At 70.5% G+C, this 16,922-nt stretch carries 15 protein-coding genes and 1 pseudogene; 10 read left to right on the top strand and 6 right to left on the bottom strand.

Annotated features, from left to right (window positions below; translation table 11 throughout):
* The coding region (locus ABZ453_RS33675; protein ID WP_359020935.1) for an RNA-guided endonuclease TnpB family protein at nt 1–1,128 on the top strand (1,128 nt) is incomplete at its 5' end.
* A gap of 96 nt (nt 1,129–1,224) precedes the next feature.
* On the opposite strand, the gene ABZ453_RS33670 is transcribed toward ABZ453_RS33675, so the two are convergent.
* Nucleotides 1,225–2,841, bottom strand: a complete 1,617-nt coding sequence (locus tag ABZ453_RS33670; RefSeq protein ID WP_359020933.1) for a DHA2 family efflux MFS transporter permease subunit — start codon at nt 2,839–2,841, stop codon at nt 1,225–1,227.
* 225 nt (nt 2,842–3,066) lie between these two features.
* Between ABZ453_RS33670 and ABZ453_RS33665 the strand changes: the two genes are divergently transcribed.
* The 3 genes from ABZ453_RS33665 to ABZ453_RS33655 all read left to right on the top strand — a co-directional run bounded on the left by ABZ453_RS33665 (nt 3,067) and on the right by ABZ453_RS33655 (nt 6,059).
* Nucleotides 3,067–3,684 (top strand): hypothetical protein, encoded by a 618-nt coding sequence (locus ABZ453_RS33665; RefSeq protein ID WP_359020931.1) that lies wholly within the window; start codon nt 3,067–3,069, stop codon nt 3,682–3,684.
* Nucleotides 3,685–3,836: 152 nt separating this feature from the next.
* Nucleotides 3,837–4,289: a hypothetical protein gene (locus ABZ453_RS33660; protein ID WP_359020929.1), complete on the top strand. Its 453-nt coding sequence runs from the start codon at nt 3,837–3,839 to the stop codon at nt 4,287–4,289.
* Between the two features lie 102 nt (nt 4,290–4,391).
* Entirely contained in the window at nt 4,392–6,059 is a 1,668-nt protein-coding gene (locus ABZ453_RS33655; RefSeq protein ID WP_359020927.1) for a multicopper oxidase family protein, read from the top strand.
* A gap of 76 nt (nt 6,060–6,135) precedes the next feature.
* Here the strand turns inward: ABZ453_RS33655 and ABZ453_RS33650 are convergent, their stop codons facing one another.
* The 3 genes from ABZ453_RS33650 to ABZ453_RS33640 all read right to left on the bottom strand — a co-directional run bounded on the left by ABZ453_RS33650 (nt 6,136) and on the right by ABZ453_RS33640 (nt 8,780).
* Nucleotides 6,136–7,176 (bottom strand): NlpC/P60 family protein, encoded by a 1,041-nt coding sequence (locus ABZ453_RS33650; protein WP_359020925.1) that lies wholly within the window; start codon nt 7,174–7,176, stop codon nt 6,136–6,138.
* A 135-nt stretch (nt 7,177–7,311) separates the two neighbouring features.
* Complete coding sequence (locus ABZ453_RS33645; RefSeq protein WP_359020923.1) at nt 7,312–7,683, bottom strand: BlaI/MecI/CopY family transcriptional regulator; 372 nt, start codon at nt 7,681–7,683, stop codon at nt 7,312–7,314.
* 188 nt (nt 7,684–7,871) lie between these two features.
* Nucleotides 7,872–8,780 carry a LysR family transcriptional regulator gene (locus ABZ453_RS33640; RefSeq protein WP_359020941.1) on the bottom strand — a complete coding sequence of 303 codons (909 nt, stop codon included), beginning with the start codon at nt 8,778–8,780 and terminating at the stop codon, nt 7,872–7,874.
* A 132-nt stretch (nt 8,781–8,912) separates the two neighbouring features.
* Between ABZ453_RS33640 and ABZ453_RS33635 the strand changes: the two genes are divergently transcribed.
* Nucleotides 8,913–10,031 carry a PrpF domain-containing protein gene (locus tag ABZ453_RS33635; RefSeq protein ID WP_359020921.1) on the top strand — a complete coding sequence of 373 codons (1,119 nt, stop codon included), beginning with the start codon at nt 8,913–8,915 and terminating at the stop codon, nt 10,029–10,031.
* The gene (dctA, locus tag ABZ453_RS33630; RefSeq protein WP_359020919.1) at nt 10,028–11,461 is read left to right on the top strand and encodes a C4-dicarboxylate transporter DctA; all 1,434 of its coding nucleotides are present in this window, start codon (nt 10,028–10,030) and stop codon (nt 11,459–11,461) included. Before ABZ453_RS33635 ends, dctA begins: the two co-directional genes overlap by 4 nt.
* Nucleotides 11,462–11,519: 58 nt before the next feature.
* On the opposite strand, the gene ABZ453_RS33625 is transcribed toward dctA, so the two are convergent.
* Nucleotides 11,520–12,098, bottom strand: a complete 579-nt coding sequence (locus tag ABZ453_RS33625) for a cupin-like domain-containing protein (protein ID WP_359020917.1) — start codon at nt 12,096–12,098, stop codon at nt 11,520–11,522.
* A gap of 270 nt (nt 12,099–12,368) precedes the next feature.
* Between ABZ453_RS33625 and hisC the strand changes: the two genes are divergently transcribed.
* The 3 genes and pseudogenes from hisC (at nt 12,369) to ABZ453_RS33610 (ending at nt 15,158) form a co-directional block, all read left to right on the top strand.
* Nucleotides 12,369–13,415, top strand: coding sequence for a histidinol-phosphate transaminase (gene hisC / locus ABZ453_RS33620; protein WP_359020915.1), 1,047 nt, complete (start codon nt 12,369–12,371; stop codon nt 13,413–13,415).
* Nucleotides 13,416–13,534: 119 nt separating this feature from the next.
* Nucleotides 13,535–14,419, top strand: a pseudogene (locus ABZ453_RS33615) (aldehyde dehydrogenase family protein); the annotation flags it as partial.
* Nucleotides 14,420–14,609: 190 nt separating this feature from the next.
* On the top strand, nt 14,610–15,158 hold the full coding sequence (locus tag ABZ453_RS33610; RefSeq protein ID WP_359020913.1) for a hypothetical protein: 549 nt from the start codon (nt 14,610–14,612) through the stop codon (nt 15,156–15,158).
* A gap of 12 nt (nt 15,159–15,170) precedes the next feature.
* On the opposite strand, the gene ABZ453_RS33605 is transcribed toward ABZ453_RS33610, so the two are convergent.
* Nucleotides 15,171–15,671 (bottom strand): Lrp/AsnC family transcriptional regulator, encoded by a 501-nt coding sequence (locus ABZ453_RS33605; protein WP_359020911.1) that lies wholly within the window; start codon nt 15,669–15,671, stop codon nt 15,171–15,173.
* Nucleotides 15,672–15,791: 120 nt separating this feature from the next.
* On the opposite strand from ABZ453_RS33605, the gene pdhA reads away from it, so the two are divergent.
* Nucleotides 15,792–16,922, top strand: a complete 1,131-nt coding sequence (gene pdhA / locus ABZ453_RS33600; RefSeq protein ID WP_359020909.1) for a pyruvate dehydrogenase (acetyl-transferring) E1 component subunit alpha — start codon at nt 15,792–15,794, stop codon at nt 16,920–16,922.

Raw genomic sequence — 16,922 nt, 5'->3', positions numbered from 1 at the left:
ACGTTCGGCTGCGTCCGCCTCGTCTACAACAAGGCGCTGGAGGACCGCACGCGGGCCTGGTACGGCGAGCAGCGCCGGATCTCCTACGTGCAGTCCTCGGCCGCGCTGACGGAGTGGAAGAAGACGGAGGAACTGGCCTTCCTGACCGGGGTGTCCTCCGTGCCGCTGCAGCAGGCGCTGCGGCATCTGCAGGCGGCGTTCGGCAACTTCTTCGCCAAGCGCGCCCAGTACCCCCGCTACAAGAGCCGCAAGACCTCCCGGGCGTCGGCGGAGTACACCCTCAGCGCCTTCACGTGGCGTGACGGGAAGCTGACGCTGGCGAAGATGGACGAGCCGCTGGACATTCGCTGGTCGCGTCCCCTCCCCGAAGGGGCGGAGCCGACCACGGTGACCGTGTCCCGTGACGCGGCGGGCCGCTGGTTCGTGTCCCTGCTGTGCCAGGACACCCTCATCCCGGCGACGACGAACACGGTCGGCCTGGATGCCGGGATCACCTGTCTGGTCACCCTGTCCACCGGAGAGAAGATCACCAACCCCCGGCACGAACGCAGGGACCGCGCACGGCTGGCCCGCGCGCAGCGGCAGATGTCGCGGAAGGCGAAGGGCTCGGCCAACCGGGAGAAGGCCCGGCGCAAGGTCGCCAAGGTTCACACGCGGATCGCCGACCGACGCCGCGACTTCCTGCACAAACTGTCCACTCGACTCGTCCGTGAGAACCAAACGGTCGTGATCGAGGACCTGACCGTCCGCAACCTGCTGACAAACGGCAGGCCCGCGCGCGCCATCTCGGACGCGGCCTGGACGGAGCTGCGCATGATGCTGGAGTACAAGTGCGCCTGGTACGGGCGCGAACTCGTCGTGATCGACCGCTTCTTCCCCTCCAGCAAGCTGTGCGGGGCCTGCGGCACGGTCCGCGGGAAGCTGCCGCTGAACGTGCGTGAGTGGACGTGCGAGTGCGGCGCGGTGCATGACCGGGACGTGAACGCGGCACGCAACATCCTGGCCGCCGGGCTGGCGGCGTCTGCCTGTGGAGATGGTGTAAGACCTCAACGGGAGTCCTCCCGGACGGGGCGGTCGTCGGTGAAGCAGGAACCCCAGCGGGCGACCGCTGGAATCCCCCGCCTTTAGGCGGGGGAGGAAGTCAAGGCAGGTCTTCCTCTTCTTCGGTCGGATGGCCGGGGGGTGCGCTCGTCGGCGGCGCGTTGTTTGTCGGAGGGATGCCGCTCAGTCGGCGGGTACGCCGACGTCGCTCCGCTCCGGCGCGTCGGTGCTCTGGTCGGGGAAGTCACGTCGCCGCATCAGGGCGAAACCGAGAAGCCCGCCCACGATGGCGACGATCCCGCCGACTCGCATGACCAGGTCGAGCCCTGCGATGAAGGCATCGTTGGCGGTCTTGGCGACGAGGGCGCGCTGTTCGGGTGGCACGGCGCCGGCCACCTCGGTGAGCCGGCCGGCGGAGACCATGTCCGTCAGCTTGGCCGTCTCCGGTGCGGGCAACCGGCCCGCGGCGTCGATGGCGCCCGAGAAGTCGTGCGCCATCCGGTTGTGGGCCATGGAACCGAAGGCGGCGATCCCCAGGGCGACGCCGCCCTGCTGGAAGGTCTCGCTGATGCCGGACGCCATGCCGGCCCGGGACAGCGGCACCAGGGACACGGCCGCCGAGGCACGCACTGGGTTGAACACGCCCATACCGAATCCGGCGAGCAGCATGCCGGGCAGCAGGGCCGTCCACTCGGAGTCCGCGGTGATGTCGCGGGCGGCCAACATGCCCAGCCCGAGCGCGACACAGCCGATCCCGACCAGCAGCCGGGCCGGCATCCGATCGGAGAACGTGCCCGCCACGGCCGCCGCGACGAACAGCGCGAGCGTGAGCGGCAGGTAGCGCACTCCGGTGCCGTACGCCGAGAAGCCGAGGATGTACTGCATGTACAGCACCTGGAGCAGGATGGCCACGTTCAGTGCCGCGTTGGCCGCCACGGTCGCGATCCCGAGGCCGTTGAAGGAGCGGTTGCGGAACAGGTCCAGGTCCAGCATCGGCTCCGGCGTGCGCCGTTCGATCAGGACGAACAAGGGCAGCAGGGCGGCGGCACCCACGAAAAGGGCGACGATGAGCGGGTCCGTCCAGCCCTGTGCCTCGCCGCGGATCAGGGCGAAGACGAGCATGGTGAGCGCGACCGAGAAGACGATGAGACCGAGCCAGTCGATCCGCTTGCTGTTCGGGTCGCGGGACTCGGCGGCCCGGGCCAGCATGACCGCCATCACCAGGAAGCCGATGGGTACGTTCAGCAGGAAGATCCACCGCCAGCTGACGGCGGTGAGCGCGCCGCCGATCAACGGCCCGAGTGCGACGGCCAGTCCCGTGACGCCGCCCGAGATGCCGAAGGCGATGCCGCGCTGCTTGCCGTGGAAATGGTTGGCGATCAGCGCGGGTGAGACGGCGTACATCACCGCACCGCCGACGCCCTGGACGGCCCGGGCGGCGTTGAGCATCCCCGTGCCGGTGGCCAGGCCGCACGTCAGAGAAGCCAGAGCGAAGATCCCGAGCCCGATGACGAAGACGCGACGTCGCCCGAGCCGGTCGGCCAGGGTGCCGGCCGCGAGCAGGAACGCCGCCAGCGTCAGGGCGTAGGAGTCGATGACCCACTGAAGGTCGAAGAAGCTGGAGTCCAGTGAGCGCTGCATGTCGGGCAGGGCAACGTTCACGACCGTCACGTCGAGCAGCAGCATGAACGTCGCCACTGAGACGGCGCCGAGCATCCACCATTTGTTGGGGCGCGCAAAGGAGTTGCGGGGCGGGTCCGGCGTGGGCTTGGTCGTCGTACCGATGTCGCTGTCGGCCATCTAGGGCACTCCGGAGGGGGGAAGAACACGGAGGGAGACGTGGACACACCTGGGGCGTGCACACGTGGCCGAGACTAGGGAGCCGACTGACAGCGGCAGACCAGCCCAGCTGCAGGGGAACTTCAAGAATCTGTGCGGCGGACATGACGTCCGCGACTGAACGGCTGCGGGTCTCCGTACGTACTAAGGACGTCAGTAGATAAGAAGACATCAAGGGAGAACCCAGTGTCCCGCCACCGTATCGCTCTCGCCCTGGCCGCCGGCGCGGCCTCGACGCTGCTGCTCGCCGCCTGTGGCTCGTCAGCCGGCAGCTCTGCCGACACCAGTGGCGCCGCGCCCGCGGCCGGGGTCGGGTCCACCGCTCCGGCGGGCGGCGGCACCACCGCTGCGGCCGGCAACGGCGGGAGCGGCGACATGGTCAGTACGAACATGCTGATGGCCAAGCAGATGTCCGGCATGGGGACGGTCGTCACCGACGCCAAGGGCTGGACGCTGTACCGCTACGCCAAGGACCAGGTGAACATGTCGATGTGCACGGACAGTTGTGCCCAGACCTGGATGCCGGTGATGGCGGACGGCAGTGTCCAGGGGATGGGCGTGCAGGCCAAGATCGGCACGGTGGCCCGGAATGACGGGATGAAGCAGGTCACCCTGGCCGGCTGGCCGCTGTACCGCTACATGGGTGACACCAAGGCCGGGGACATGAACGGACAGGGCAAGAACGGCGCATGGTCCCTCGTCACACCGGCCGGCAAGATGATGGCCATGTCGGACGGTGCGTCTTCCTCGCCCGCGAACGGCTCGGGCGCGAGCCCCAGCATGTCAGGCATGCCCGGGATGTAGGGGTCGGCTCCCTGTGTCACCGTGGCGGGGATTAGTACGAGGCGGGCCACGCGGCACCAGGGGTCCGCTCTCGTGCTCTGGAAGCAAGTGCACGAGATACCCCGCCCGGGTATAGTGGCGGTCATGGTCGAAACAGGTGGACGCGGAAGGCGATGAGGGCAGCGACGAACCGACGCCCCGTAGCCCGCGGCGGCGCAGTGCGCTGGACGTGGGCCGCTGTCGTCGCGCTCCTGGCCGCACTCGCCGTGCTCGCGCACCATGACATGACCGCCGCTGCCCTGCGTGGCCCGGCCATGAGCGCGATGCCCGGCATGGACCACACCTTTGCGGCCATGACGTCGACGGCCGCCGAAACCGACCACGGCGAGGCCCTGCAGACCGAAGCCCCGGCCACGGACGACGACGGCGGCGCCTGCTCGGGCCCCGCGATGCAGCACTGCTCGTCCGGAGACGTGGGCACGCCCCAGTTGCTCGTGCCGCCTTCCGCCGTGCCTCGGGTCGGCCATGGCGACGCCGCGTACGCCCTGCCGGCCGGTCACGGGCCTCCCACCGTGTCGCACCACGCGCCCCCTGACCTCTCCGTCCTCTCCCGGCTGTTGATCTAGGCCGTACCCCGAGGGCTCATCCGCTGCGTTCGCCATCCGTATGCGAGCGGAGCCGCCCTGACGTACCCCGATCAACGGCACATCGTGAAGAGGACTCCCATCATGAACAGCATCAACCGCCGCTCCGTCCTGCTGGCCGGAATCGGCGTCGCCGGTGCGGGCGCGCTCGCCGCGTGCAGCAGCGGCTCCGGCGACTCCGGCTCGGGCGCCCTGGTCAACCCCTCGGGCTCTGCGGTCGCCGCGGCCGAGAAGAAGCGCAGGAGCACGGGCCGGACCCGGAACGTGACCCTCACCGCCGCCCGCGCCATGCTCGACCTCGGGGGCGGGATCATGGCGAACAGCTGGGCCTTCAGCGGCCGGACGCCGGGCAAGGAACTGCGCCTGTCCGTCGGCGACACCCTCGCCGCCGAGCTGTCCAACCAGCTCCCGGACAAGACCACCACCTCCATCCACTGGCACGGCATCGCCCTGCGCGCCGACATGGACGGCGTGCCCCCGGCCACCCAGGCCGCCGTGCGCTCCGGCAGCAACTTCACCTACCGGTTCATCGCCGACGCCCCCGGCACGTACTTCTTCCACCCGCACGTCGGCGTCCAGCTCGACCGGGGCCTGTACGCCCCGCTGATCGTCGAGGACCCCAAGGAGCCGTTGTCGTACGACGACGAGTGGGTGGTCGTCCTCGACGACTGGGTCGACGGCGTCACCGGCACCCCCGACGAGGTCTTCGCCGAGCTCAAGCAGGGCATGGGCGGCATGGACATGGGGGACATGGACACGGGAGGCATGGACATGGGCGGCTCCAGTCCCAGCCCGAGCAGTTCCTCCGGCGACATGGGGGACATGGGCGGGATGGACATGAGCAGCATGAGCATGAACGGCGGGACCTCCGATGCGGCGGGCGCCTCGCCGTCCGCCTCCGGCGGCATGTCGATGAGGTTCATGCTCATGGGCGCCGAGAGCAAGCTGCTCGGCGGTGACGCCGGCGACGTCAGGTACCCGTACCACCTGGTCAACGGCCGCGTCCCGGCCGACCCCGACATCTACACCGGCAAGCCGGGCAAGCGGGTGCGGCTGCGCATCATCAACGCGGGCGGCGACACGGCGTACCGGGTGGCGCTCGGTGGTCACCGGCTGACCATCACCCACACCGACGGCTTCCCGGTCCGGCACCAGCAGGTGGACGCCCTGCTGGTCGGCATGGGCGAGCGGTACGACGTGCTGGTCACCCTCGCCGACGGTGTCTTCCCGCTGGTCGCCCTCGCCGAGGGCAAGGCCGCGAGCGGCATGGCACTGGTCCGCACCGGCTCCGGCAGCGCGCCGAAGCCCACGGTCCGTCCGCAGGAGCTGGACGGCATGATCATGACCGCCTCGCAGCTGACGGCGGCGGACGACGTCCGGCTCGACTCCAAGAAGGCCGACCGGGTGCACCGCATCGAGCTGACCGGCAGCATGGGCAGGTACGACTGGGGCATCAACGGCAAGCGGTTCGACATGAACAGCCCGACCGCGAACCCTGTCCTGGTGAAGCAGGGCGAGCGGGTCCGGCTGGACTTCGTCAACAAGACCACCATGTGGCACCCGATGCATCTGCACGGTCACACCTACCAGCTCGGCACCGACGGCCCGCGCAAGGACACCACCATCGTGCTGCCGAAGAAGACGGTGTCCGTGTTCTTCGACGCGGACAATCCCGGCCAGTGGATGATGCACTGCCACAACGCCTACCACGGCGAGTCGGGGATGATGGCGCTGGTGGCCTACCAGGCCTGACACGTCCCGATGGGCTCCTCCCTCCGCACGGTTCAAGCGGTGCGGAGGGAGGAGCCCTGGGCCGGGAAGGGTGTTGTCAGACGCGGACGCCGAACATGAAGGGCCCGCCGATGGTGCCCATCGACTCGTAGCGCACGTTGGTGCCGGTGCGCGGGGCGTGCAGGATCTGGCCGTTGCCCGCGTAAAGACCCACGTGGTGCAGGTCGTTGAAGAAGAAGACCAGGTCGCCGACCTTGAGGTCGCTGACCGAGGTGATCCGGGTGCCTATGGTGGCCTGCGCCTGCGAGGTGCGCGGTATGGAGACACCTGCCTGGGCGTAGGCCCAGGACGTCAGTCCCGAGCAGTCGAAGGAGGACGGGCCGGTGGCGCCCCACACGTAGGGCGTGCCGATCCTGCCCTGGGCGGCCTGGAAGGCGGCGGCGGCCCGGCCGGAGGCGGACGGGGTGCTGCCGAGGTTCACGCGCTCGGTGGAAGAGCGGTTGGCGCGGTCCTCCTCGGCGGCGAGCGTCGCCTTCTCCTGGGCGGTGAGGCTGTTGAGGAGCTTCTGTGAGGCGGCGAGTCTGCCCTGGACCTCCTTCTTCTTCTTGCCCAGTTCGGTGCGGGTGGCCGCGAGGTCCTTGAGTTTCTCGGTGGCCTCGGCGCGCTGCTGGGCCAGTGCGCGCTCTTTCTCCTGGATCTGCTTCAGCGTCGCGACCTGCTTGCCGCTCACCTGGTCGAGGGCCGACGCCTTGTCGAGGTAGTCGTCCGGGTCGGAGGAGAGAAGGAGCTGTACGGAGGGATCGATGCCGCCGCTGCGGTACTGGGCGGTGGCCATGGCGCCGATGCTGTCGCGCAGCGCGTTGAGCTCGCCCTGACCGCGGGCGACCCTGTCCTGGAGGGCGGAGATCTCCTTCTGCAGCTTGTCCTGCTTCTCCTTGGCCCCGTCGTACTCCTCGGTGGCCTTCTCGGCCTCCTCGGACAGAGCGTCGACTCTGGCCTTGACTTCGTTCTTGCTCGGCTTGACGCCCGGCGCGGCGGTGGCGGCCTGGGCGCTGAACGCGACGGCAGCGGCGGCGGCCGAGGTGAGCACGGTCACACGGGTGCGACTGGGTTGCTTCGGTCGACGATGCGTTGTCATCCTCTGACGACTCCTCCGAGATGCGCTGCCACATGTGATCATGTCTTCGTTGCAACTTAGTAGATTCGTAGATTGGCTGGCAAGCCGCACCGGTGAGATGCAGCGCGTGGGTGGCCGAGGAGGATGGGAGCGCCGTCAATCGTCCGTGCGTTTACCTGCGTTGCGCAGGGCCTTGCGGAGTGCGGCGAGTTCGCCGGGTGCCATCTTGTTGATGAAGTGGGTGAGTGCCACGGGGCGGTCCTCGCTGGCCTCGAGGGCGTCCTCCATGAGGGCGGCCGCGTACTCCTCACGGGTGCGCACGGGCTCGTACAGCCAGGCCCGGCCCTCCTTCTCCTCGCGCAGCAGCCAGCCCTTGGTGTGGAGGATGTTGGCCACGGTCATCACCGTCGTGTACGCGACGGGCCGGGTGCGGTTGATGTCGTCGACCACCTCGCGCACGGTCGCCGGCCGCCGCCATCTCCAGAGGCGGTCCATGATTTCTGCCTCCAGCTCCCCGAGCCGCCGCATGACCGTGTCTCCCTCTCCGCTGTGAATCCCACGCCAATCGTAGAGTGCGGGCGCGCTGCCGGGAGTGTGAAGGGTGCGCACGGCCGACCGTGGCCTCGGGGGGTGTGCGACTCCCGTCCAGCAGCGCGAGCACCGGTCCACCGGCCAGGCCGGGTACCACGGAAGCCGGCCACCGGTGACGCGGCTTTTCATCGCCTTCCGGCCACTGCCGCGCTGTCGCGCAGGAAATCCGCGAAGGCCTCGGCGGCCGGGGTCAGGGCGTGGTCGCTCATGCGGACCAGGAGGATGCGGCGCACCGGGGCGGGGGGTAGCAGGGGAAGGACGCTGACGCCTCCTCGGATGCCCTCCAGGGCCAGGGTGGGGGCGAGGGCGACGCCGATGCCGGCGGCCACCATGGCCTGGGCCTCCTGGTAGTCGTGGGCCTCGTAGGCGATCTGCGGCTCGAAGCCGGCCGCGCGGCAGCTGCGGGTGAGGGCCTCGGCCACCGGGTGGTGGTCGGCGCGGGTGATCCACGCGTCGTCGGCGCAGTCGGCGAGTGCGGCCGACGGGCGGCCGGCGAGGGGGTGGTCCTGGCCGACGAGGAGGGCGGGAGGGTCGTCGGCGAGCGAGGTGACGACGATGTCCTCGCGGTCGATGCGGTTCCAGTCGTAGTCCCACATCAGGGACATCTCGATCTCGCGGTTCTCCAGCATCGCCCAGAGCCCCGCGATACGGGCGCTGCGCACCGTCAGCCGTACCTCGGGGTGCGTCCGGCGGAAGGCGATCACGGCGCGGGGGAGGAGGGAGGCGCCGACGGTGGGGAAGGTGCCGACGCGGAGGGTGCCGGCACGCAGTCCGGCGAAGTCGGCGAGTTCGTTCTCCGCGGCCGTCAGTTCGCGTTCGATCCGCTCGCCCCGCTCGGCCAGCGCGCGTCCCGCGTCGGTGAGGGTGACGCCCCGCGCATGGCGCTCGAGCAGCGGCTGCCCTGCTTCCGCTTCCAGGCGGCTGACCTGCTGCGACACCGCTGACGGCGTGTAGTTGAGGGCACGGGCGGTCGCCGTGACCGAGCCCCGTCGGGCGACCTCGGTGAAGAGCAGGATGCGCCGGACGTCGAGCACCTCGCCACCTCCAGCATTCACTTCAGCTTAATACCCATGCAGATTTCCGAGATTGTACTTCACGCTAGCCGCGGCCACTGTGGATCGCACCAGGCACGGAAGTGCCGTAAGGCTTTCCCCAAGGAGTCTGTTGTGTTGCGTCTGCAGGGCGAGATGATCCGCGGAGGTACCAGCAAGTGCTGGATCTTCGACCACCACGACGTGGTGGCGACCGGCGTCGACGCCGACACCCTGCTGCTCGCTGCCTACAACGCCGCCGACCCCCGCCAGATCGACGGCGTCGGCGGTGCATCCTCCACCACCTCCAAGGCAGCGATCGTCCGCACCTCGACGAGGCCGGGCGTCGACGTCGAGTACGCCTTCGCCCAGGTCGGCATCGGCGACGAACGCGTGGAGTGGGCCAGCAACTGCGGCAACTGCGCCACCGCCGTCGCCCTGTACGCCGTCCACAACGGCCTGGTACCGATCACGCCGGACTCGACCACGGTCCGGATGCTCAACGTCAACACCGGTGCCCGGCTCAGCGGCACCATCCCCACCCCCGGACAGGCCGCCCCCGACGCGGGAACGGCCCGGGTGCCCGGCACCGCAGCGCTCGGAGTGCCGGTGCTCCTCGGCTTCGAGGACCCCGCGGGCACCTCGACCGGCAGGGTCCTGCCCACCGGCCATGCCGTGGACACCCTGACCGGGCCCTCCGGCACCGTCGAGGCGTCCCTGGTCGATGCCGGCGCGCCGGCGGCGTTGCTGGAGGCCAAGGCGTTCGGACTCGACGGCAGCGAGTCCCTCGCCGACTTCGCCACGACGGTGCCCGCACTCACCGTGCTGCGCCGGCAGGCCGCCCTGGCCATGGGACTGGCCCGGGAGACCGACCCCGTCAGCCACGCCGTCCCGAAGGTCGGAGTGGTCGCCCGTCCTGTCGCCTACCGCACCACCGACGGCACCCTCGTCCCACAGGACGAGTACGACCTGGCCGTCCGCATGGTCTCCATGCACGCGCCCCACCCGGCGATCGGCCTCACTTCGGCCGTCGCGCTGGCCACCGCAGCCGCCATCCCCGGCACCCTCGCCCACCGCGTCGCCCGGCAGACCGCCGACGGGACGCTGCGCCTGGGCACCCCGGCCGGTGTCATCACAGCCCGAGCCGTCCCCGCCGCGGACGGCGCGTCCCCCACGGTGCTGCTGCACCGCGCCGCCCGCCGCATCGCCCGAGCCGAACTCCTCGTTCCCGTCCTGGAAGGACGCCCCGCATGAGCCGCAACGACGCCGCCCCGGGTACCGCCACCGCTCCACCCGGCCGCCTGCGCAGGCTGCTGTCCCTGCTCTACGTCCAGTGTCTGATCGGCGTCCTGGCCGGGGCCGCCGTCGGCTGGCTGTGGCCGTCGTTCGGAGCCGATCTGAAACCCCTGGGCGACGGGTTCATCGCGCTGGTCCGCATGATGATCGCACCCGTCATCTTCTGCACCGTCGTCCACGGCATCGCCTCCATGGGCAACGCGCGCGCCGTCGGCCGGGTCAGTCTCAAGGCGCTGATCTACTTCGAGGTCCTGACGACCGTCGCCATGGTGACCGGTCTGGTGGTCGTGAACGTCGTCCAGCCCGGCAGCGGGCTGCACGTCGACCCATCGAGCCTGTCGGTCAAGGGTCTGCCGCCGGAGGCGACGGCGAGCCACGAGAGCGTCGCCGCCTTCGTCCTCGCCATGATCCCTGACACCCTGCTCAGCGCGCTGACCGGCCACGAGATCCTGCCCGTGCTGCTGGTGTCGGTGCTGTTCGGCTTCGGCCTGAACGCCGCCGGCGGGACGGGCCGGGGAATCACCGAGGGCGTCGAGAGACTGTCGAGGGTCCTGTTCACGCTCATCCGCTGGATCATGCGGCTGGCCCCGATCGGTGCCTTCGGTTCCATGGCCTTCACCATCGGCAACTACGGACTGGAAACGCTGCGCCACCTCTTCCTGCTGGTCGGCTCCTTCTGGCTCACCGCCCTGTTCTTCGTCCTGGTCGTGCTCGGCGCCGTCATGCGCGTCAACGGCCTGCGCCTGCTGCCCTTCCTCCGCTACATCAAGGAGGAACTGCTGATCGTGCTCGGCACGTCGTCCTCCGAGCCGGTGCTGCCCCGCATGATGGCCAAACTGCAGCACGCGGGCGCCTCGAAGCCAGTCGTCGGAATCACCCTGCCGGCCGGGTACTCCTTCAACCTCGACGGCACCGCCATCTACCTGACCATGGGCTCCGTTTTCCTCGCCCAGGCCCTCGGCATCGACCTCAGCCTCACCCAGCAACTCTCCATGCTCGCCGTCATGCTGCTCACCTCCAAGGGCGCGGCCGGTGTCACCGGCTCCGGCTTCATCGCCCTGGCGGCCACCCTCAGCGCCGTACCGCACGTGCCCGTCGCCGCCCTGGCCCTGATCTTCGGCATCGACCGCTTCATGTCCGAGGCCCGCGCCCTGACCAGCGTGGTCGGCAACGGGGTCGCCACGCTGGCCGTGGCCAAATGGGAGGGTCAGCTCGACGAGGAGCGTGCCAGGGCCGTCCTGCGCGGCGACCTTCCGTTCACGCCAGTGCCCGAGGCCGAGCACACCGCCGTCCCGCAGACCGACCCCGCGGCCGGAGCGAAGCCCGAAGCGACCGATCCCGAGGCTCCGGCCGGAAGGGACCGCGAACCGGTGCCCGCCGCGGGCTGACACCGCCTCACCGCCGGTCCGGAGCAAGAGCTCCGGACCGGCCCTTGCTCACCGTTCCTCACGGCCCGGCCGGATGACACGTGCAGTCCCCCCGGCCGAGCAGCCGGGCGCGGTGCAGGGTGTCGCGCAGGTGGACCTGGGTCCACAGCCGAGCCACGTGTCCACGGGAGCCGAAGAATCCGCTGAGGAGGATGCTCGCGTCGAGGTTGACGACTTCGTGCCACCAGCGGGCCGGTACGTAGAGCACGTCGCCGGAGTCCAATTCGACGAAGAAGAAGTCCTCGCCGTGCGTCCCGACCGACCTGTCGGCCGCCAGTTCCTCGATACCCGTGCGCGACAGACGCGCCCAGGCGTCGTACTTGGGGGAGAGCGCACCGGCGCGTTCGACGGTGCCGGGGCGCGCGAGGAGGAAGCGTTTCGTACCGGTGATCTGGACCGCGCAGTTGTCCAGCAGGTCCTGGTGGAGGCCGGTCCGAGCGCGGGCCGGATCGATCCAGAAGCTGCTGGAGGTGACGGTCCCGCGCGGCAGGAAGGGGAGGTCCTCGATGTCGTCCCAGAGGGCTGGGTGTTCTCCCTCGATCGCAGCGGGCGGGCCGCGGTCATCCCGTGGCTGCGGCGGCAAGCAGTCTGGACGCACCCCGCCGACGATGGGGGGTGTCGATCAGCCGCTGTGTCCGTGTCGTGACCGCGGCTCCGCCCCCGGCCCGGTCGTGGCGCCGCCGTACGTCTCGTGGCGGTGGCTGTGAAGCGGGCCGTACGAGACGGTTTGCCGCGCAGTGGGCCGCTTGCGGCGATCCGTCGCGGAATTCGCTGAACAGTTGAGCGCTTGTCATCCGCTCATCACGATGTGCCTGTCAAGTGCCCGACGGCAGACCTCGGGCCTCAGCGCTGCAGAAGCGAGTCCAGCATGGTGCATGTCCGTGCGTCCCTGTCTCAACTGCCCGCCTACGTCCCGGGCCGCAAACTGCCCGGGGCCATCGTTCTGGCCAGCAACGAATCGCCCTTCGGGCCGCCGCCCGGGGTAGCCGGCACCCTCGCGGAGGCGGCGGGCGGTGTGTCGCGGTATCCCGATCTGAACGCCACCGACCTCGTGCAGGCCCTGGCCGCGCGCCACGGGGTCGATCCGGACCGGATCGCTGTGGGCGCCGGATCCTCCGAGGTCTGCGGACAGTTGCTGCACACGGTCGTCGGCCCCGGCGACGAGGTCGTCTTCGGCTGGCGCTCCTTCGAGGCGTATCCGATCCTCACCGCGGTCGCGGGCGGAACGGCCGTGAAGGTGCCCCTGCGTGGTCACACGCTCGATCTCGACGCCATGGCCGCGGCGATCACCGACCGGACCCGGCTGGTGTTCGTGTGCAACCCCAACAACCCCACCTCCACCGCGCTCGGTGAGCGGGAGCTGCTCGACTTCGCCGACCGGGTGCCGCGGGAGGTGATGATCGTCGTCGACGAGGCGTACCGGGAGTACGCCGATCCCGCCCTCGTCCCCGACGCCCTCGCGCTGTTCGGCGACCGGCCCAACGTGGTGGTGCTGCGGACCTTCTCCAAGGCCTACGGCCTGGCGGGGCTGCGTGTCGGCTACTGCGTTGCGCCGCCCGACGTAGCCGCCCATGTGCGCAAGACCCAGGTGCCGTTCAGCGTCGGCGCCCTCGCCCAGCGCGCTGCCGTCGTCGCCCTCGGTGAATCCGCCGAGGTCGCCCGACAGGCCGCGCTGACGGTCGCCGAACGCGAGCGTGTCACCCGGCGGTTGCGTGCGCTGCATTACAACGTCCCCGAGTCCCAGGCCAACTTCGTCTGGCTGCCGCTCGGCGACGACAGCGCGGACTTCGCCGTGCACTGCCTGGCCGGGCGGGTGGTGGTCCGCCCGTTCTTCGGCGAGGGCGTCCGGGTGACGATCGGGCTGCCGGAGGAGAACGACGCCCTGCTGGCACTCGCCGCCACCTGGAAAGGCTGAAGGCCGTGCGCCCCAGCGCCTACGAACGGCATCGCGAACTGCTCCAGAGCGTCGTCACCGCCCTCGCCGCCGGAGAACGCCGACGGCCCTTCACCGAGTCGACCGGCCAGGACGCGGGGATGAGATCGACCCGCACCGCCGGAAAGGTCTTCGACTCCCTGCTGGGACGACCCTTCGACCTGGGGCAGCCCGGCGCACACGGCCACGTGCGCACGGAGTCGTCGCCGTACGGCATCGGCCTGGACATCGCCTATCCCCGCTGCGAACCGGCCGAGCTGGTCGCCGCGGCCGCACGGACCGCGGCCGGATGGCGGGCCGCGGGGCCCTACCAGCGCGCGGGGCTCGCCGTGGAGATCCTGCGCCGGCTGAACACCCGCAGCCACGAGCTGGCCCTGGCGGTGCACCACACCACCGGCCAGCCGCTGGCGACCGCCCTCGGCGCCGCGGGGCCGCGCGCCCAGGACCGTGCGCTTCAGGCCGTCGCGCAGGCCTTCGCCGAATCGGAGCGCGTCCCGGCCGACCTGCCCCCGGAGAGTGCCGGACCCCGCGGACGGCCGCTGGCCCTGCGAGGCACCTGCACCCTCGTGCCCCGCGGGGTGTCGTTGCTCATCGGCTGTCCCGACTTCCCGCTCTGGAACGGGCTCCCCGGGCTGTTCGCCAGTCTGGTGACCGGCAATCCCGTCGTCGTGGCTCCTCACCCGCGCTCGGTGCTGCCACTGGCGATCACGGTGCGAGTGGCCCGGCAGGTGCTGGCGGAGGCAGGACACGACCCGGACGTCGTCACCCTGGCGGTGGCGGAACCGGAGCGCCGGCTGCACCGGCGGCTGGCCACGGACCCGGCCGTGCGCATCGTCGACTTCACCGGCTCCGCGCGCATCGCGGGCTGGCTGGAGCAACACGCCCGCCAGGCAGCCGTGTTCGCCGACCGGACGGGACTGAACACCGTGGTCGTGGACTCCACCGACGACTACCGGGGCCTGGTCCGCCACCTCGCCCTCTCGCTGTGCCTGTGCAACGGCACGGTGCGCACGACCCCGCAGAACATCCTGGTGTCCGAGCAAGGCTTCGAGACCGATGACGGTCGTAAGACGCTGCGGGACCTCGGCTCCGACCTCGCCGACGCCGTGGACCGCCTGCTCGCGCATCCCACACGCGTGGCACGGGTACTGGGCGCGATCACTGCTGACGAGGTGCGTGACGCCCTCACGGAGGCCGCACGCCGGGCCGGTCCTGCACGCCTCCGCCGCCGTGGTCCATCCCGACCATCCGCGTGCCGACACACGCAGCCCGCTCCTGGTGCGGCTGCGCGCCGCGGACGAGGCGGTCTACACCCGGGAATGGCCCGGACCGGTCTCTTTCCTGGTGGCGACCGAGTCGACCTCGCACGCTCTGGCGCTGTTGCGCCGTACCGTGGCACGGCACGGCGCGCTGTACGCCGCGGTGCACTCCACCGACCCGCTGGTGCTGGCGGCCGCCGAGGCGGCGGCACTGGACGCCGGGGTGGATCTGGTGGCGAACCTCAGCGACCTGCCCGCCGGCCCCTCCTCGGCGCTCACCGAACTACCGGGCGCCGGCGCCCACTTCGTCACCGGACGCTTTCGCGTACTGCGCTCCCGCTGGCACGCCTCGCCGGTCGCATCCGCGCCCGCTCCGGCGCCGGAAGCGTTCACGGTTGCCTTACCGGCGCCCGAGGGGGAGGCCGTGCCCGACCACGGCCTCGTCGTCGAACTCATCGACGTGTGAACGTCCCCCTGCTCAGTCGGTCCAGGTGGCGCCGCGCCCGCGTACCTCGTCGAAGACGAGCCAGGTGCGGCTGGAGCGCACTCCCGGTACCGCCTGGATGCGCTCCAGTACGACCTGGCGCAGCGCGATGTTGTCCGGTGTGCGCACCAGCACCAGGACATCGAAGTCGCCCGTCACCAGGGCGACATGCTCCACGTATGGGATCTCACGCAGCTCGCGCGAGATGTCGCGCCAGGCGTTCTGCTCGATGCCCAGCATCACGTAGGCACTCGTTCCGAGACCGGCCCGTTGTGCGTTCAGCTGTGCGGTGAAGCCGGTGATGACGTCCTCGGCCACCAGTCTGCCAATGCGGGTGTAGGCGTTGGCTCTGGAGATGTGGACCTGCTCGGCGAGGGACCGGACCGAGATCCGGCCGTCGTCGAGGAGCCGGCTGAGGATCTGCCGGTCGATGTCGTCGAGCTGCACGGCAGTTCGTCCGGCCGTCACCCCCGGCGGCACGCTTTCGTCGGACACATTGCTCTCCCGTCATGCTCAATTCGACAGTTCATCGCCTATTCGGCGGAGCTATTGAACACATATTCCGTGATAGCCACCATTCTCCTGTCAAGTGTCCAGAGAAAGCGAGTGCCCTCCATGTCCGTGAAGAGCCTCCGCCAGACCGTCCAGGGCCTCCTGCCGGCGCCGGCGCCGGTACGGTTCGTGGCCGAGGACGGCACGCCGGTCGCCCGACGGCCGGCCGACTACGCCGAGCCCCCGGTCGAGGTACTGCGCGAGGGCTACCGGCGGATGGTCATGGGACGCCGGTTCGACACCCAGGCGACGGCCCTGACCAAGCAGGGCCGGCTCGCGGTCTACCCCTCCAGCCGCGGCCAGGAGGCCTGCCAGATCGGTGCCGTCCTCGCGCTGCGCGCCGACGACTGGCTGTTTCCCACCTACCGGGACTCGGTGGCTCTGGTCACCCGGGACATCGACCCGATCGAGGTGCTGACGCTGCTGCGCGGCGACTGGCACTGCGGCTACGACCCCGCCGCCACCCGGGTCGCCCCGCAGTGCACCCCGCTGGCCACGCAGGTGCTGCACGCCACCGGTATGGCCGAGTCCCTGCGCCGCACCGGCACCGACGGCGTGGCGATGGCGCTCGTCGGTGACGGCGCCACCAGCGAGGGCGACTTCCACGAGGCGCTGAACTTCGCGGCCGTCTTCCGCGCGCCGGTCGTCTTCTTCGTTCAGAACAACAAGTACGCGATCTCCGTGCCGCTGGCCCGGCAGACCGCGGCGCCCGCGCTGGCGTACAAGGGCATCGGCTACGGCGTGCGCTCGGAGCAGGTCGACGGCAACGACCTGGTGGCCGTCCTGGCGGTGCTGACCGCCGCGGTGGAGCACGCACGGGCCGGGGGCGGTCCGGTCCTGGTCGAGGCGCACACCTACCGCATGGACGCGCACACCAACGCCGACGACGCCACTCGCTACCGGGGGGACGACGAGGTCGAACGGTGGCGGGCCGCCGACCCGGTCGACCGGCTGGAGGCGTACCTGCGATCGCGGGACGCACTCACCGACGAGGACGTCGCGGCGCTGCGGGAGGAGGCCGAGGAACTGGCCGCACGCGTGCGCACGGGCATGAACGCGGACACCGAGATGGACCCGATGGAGCTGTTCGACCACGTCTACGCCGAACCGACGCCGCAACTGCGCGAGCAGCGTGCCCAGTTGGCGGCCGAACTGGCGGCGGCCGACGCCGCTCCGCACGACCAGGAGGACTGA

The organism is Streptomyces sp. NPDC005799 (genome assembly GCF_040630525.1).
GTDB lineage: Bacteria > Actinomycetota > Actinomycetes > Streptomycetales > Streptomycetaceae > Streptomyces > Streptomyces griseorubiginosus_B.
Note: the sequence above shows the minus strand (reverse complement) of the source record. Positions and strands in the feature narration are given on the sequence as shown.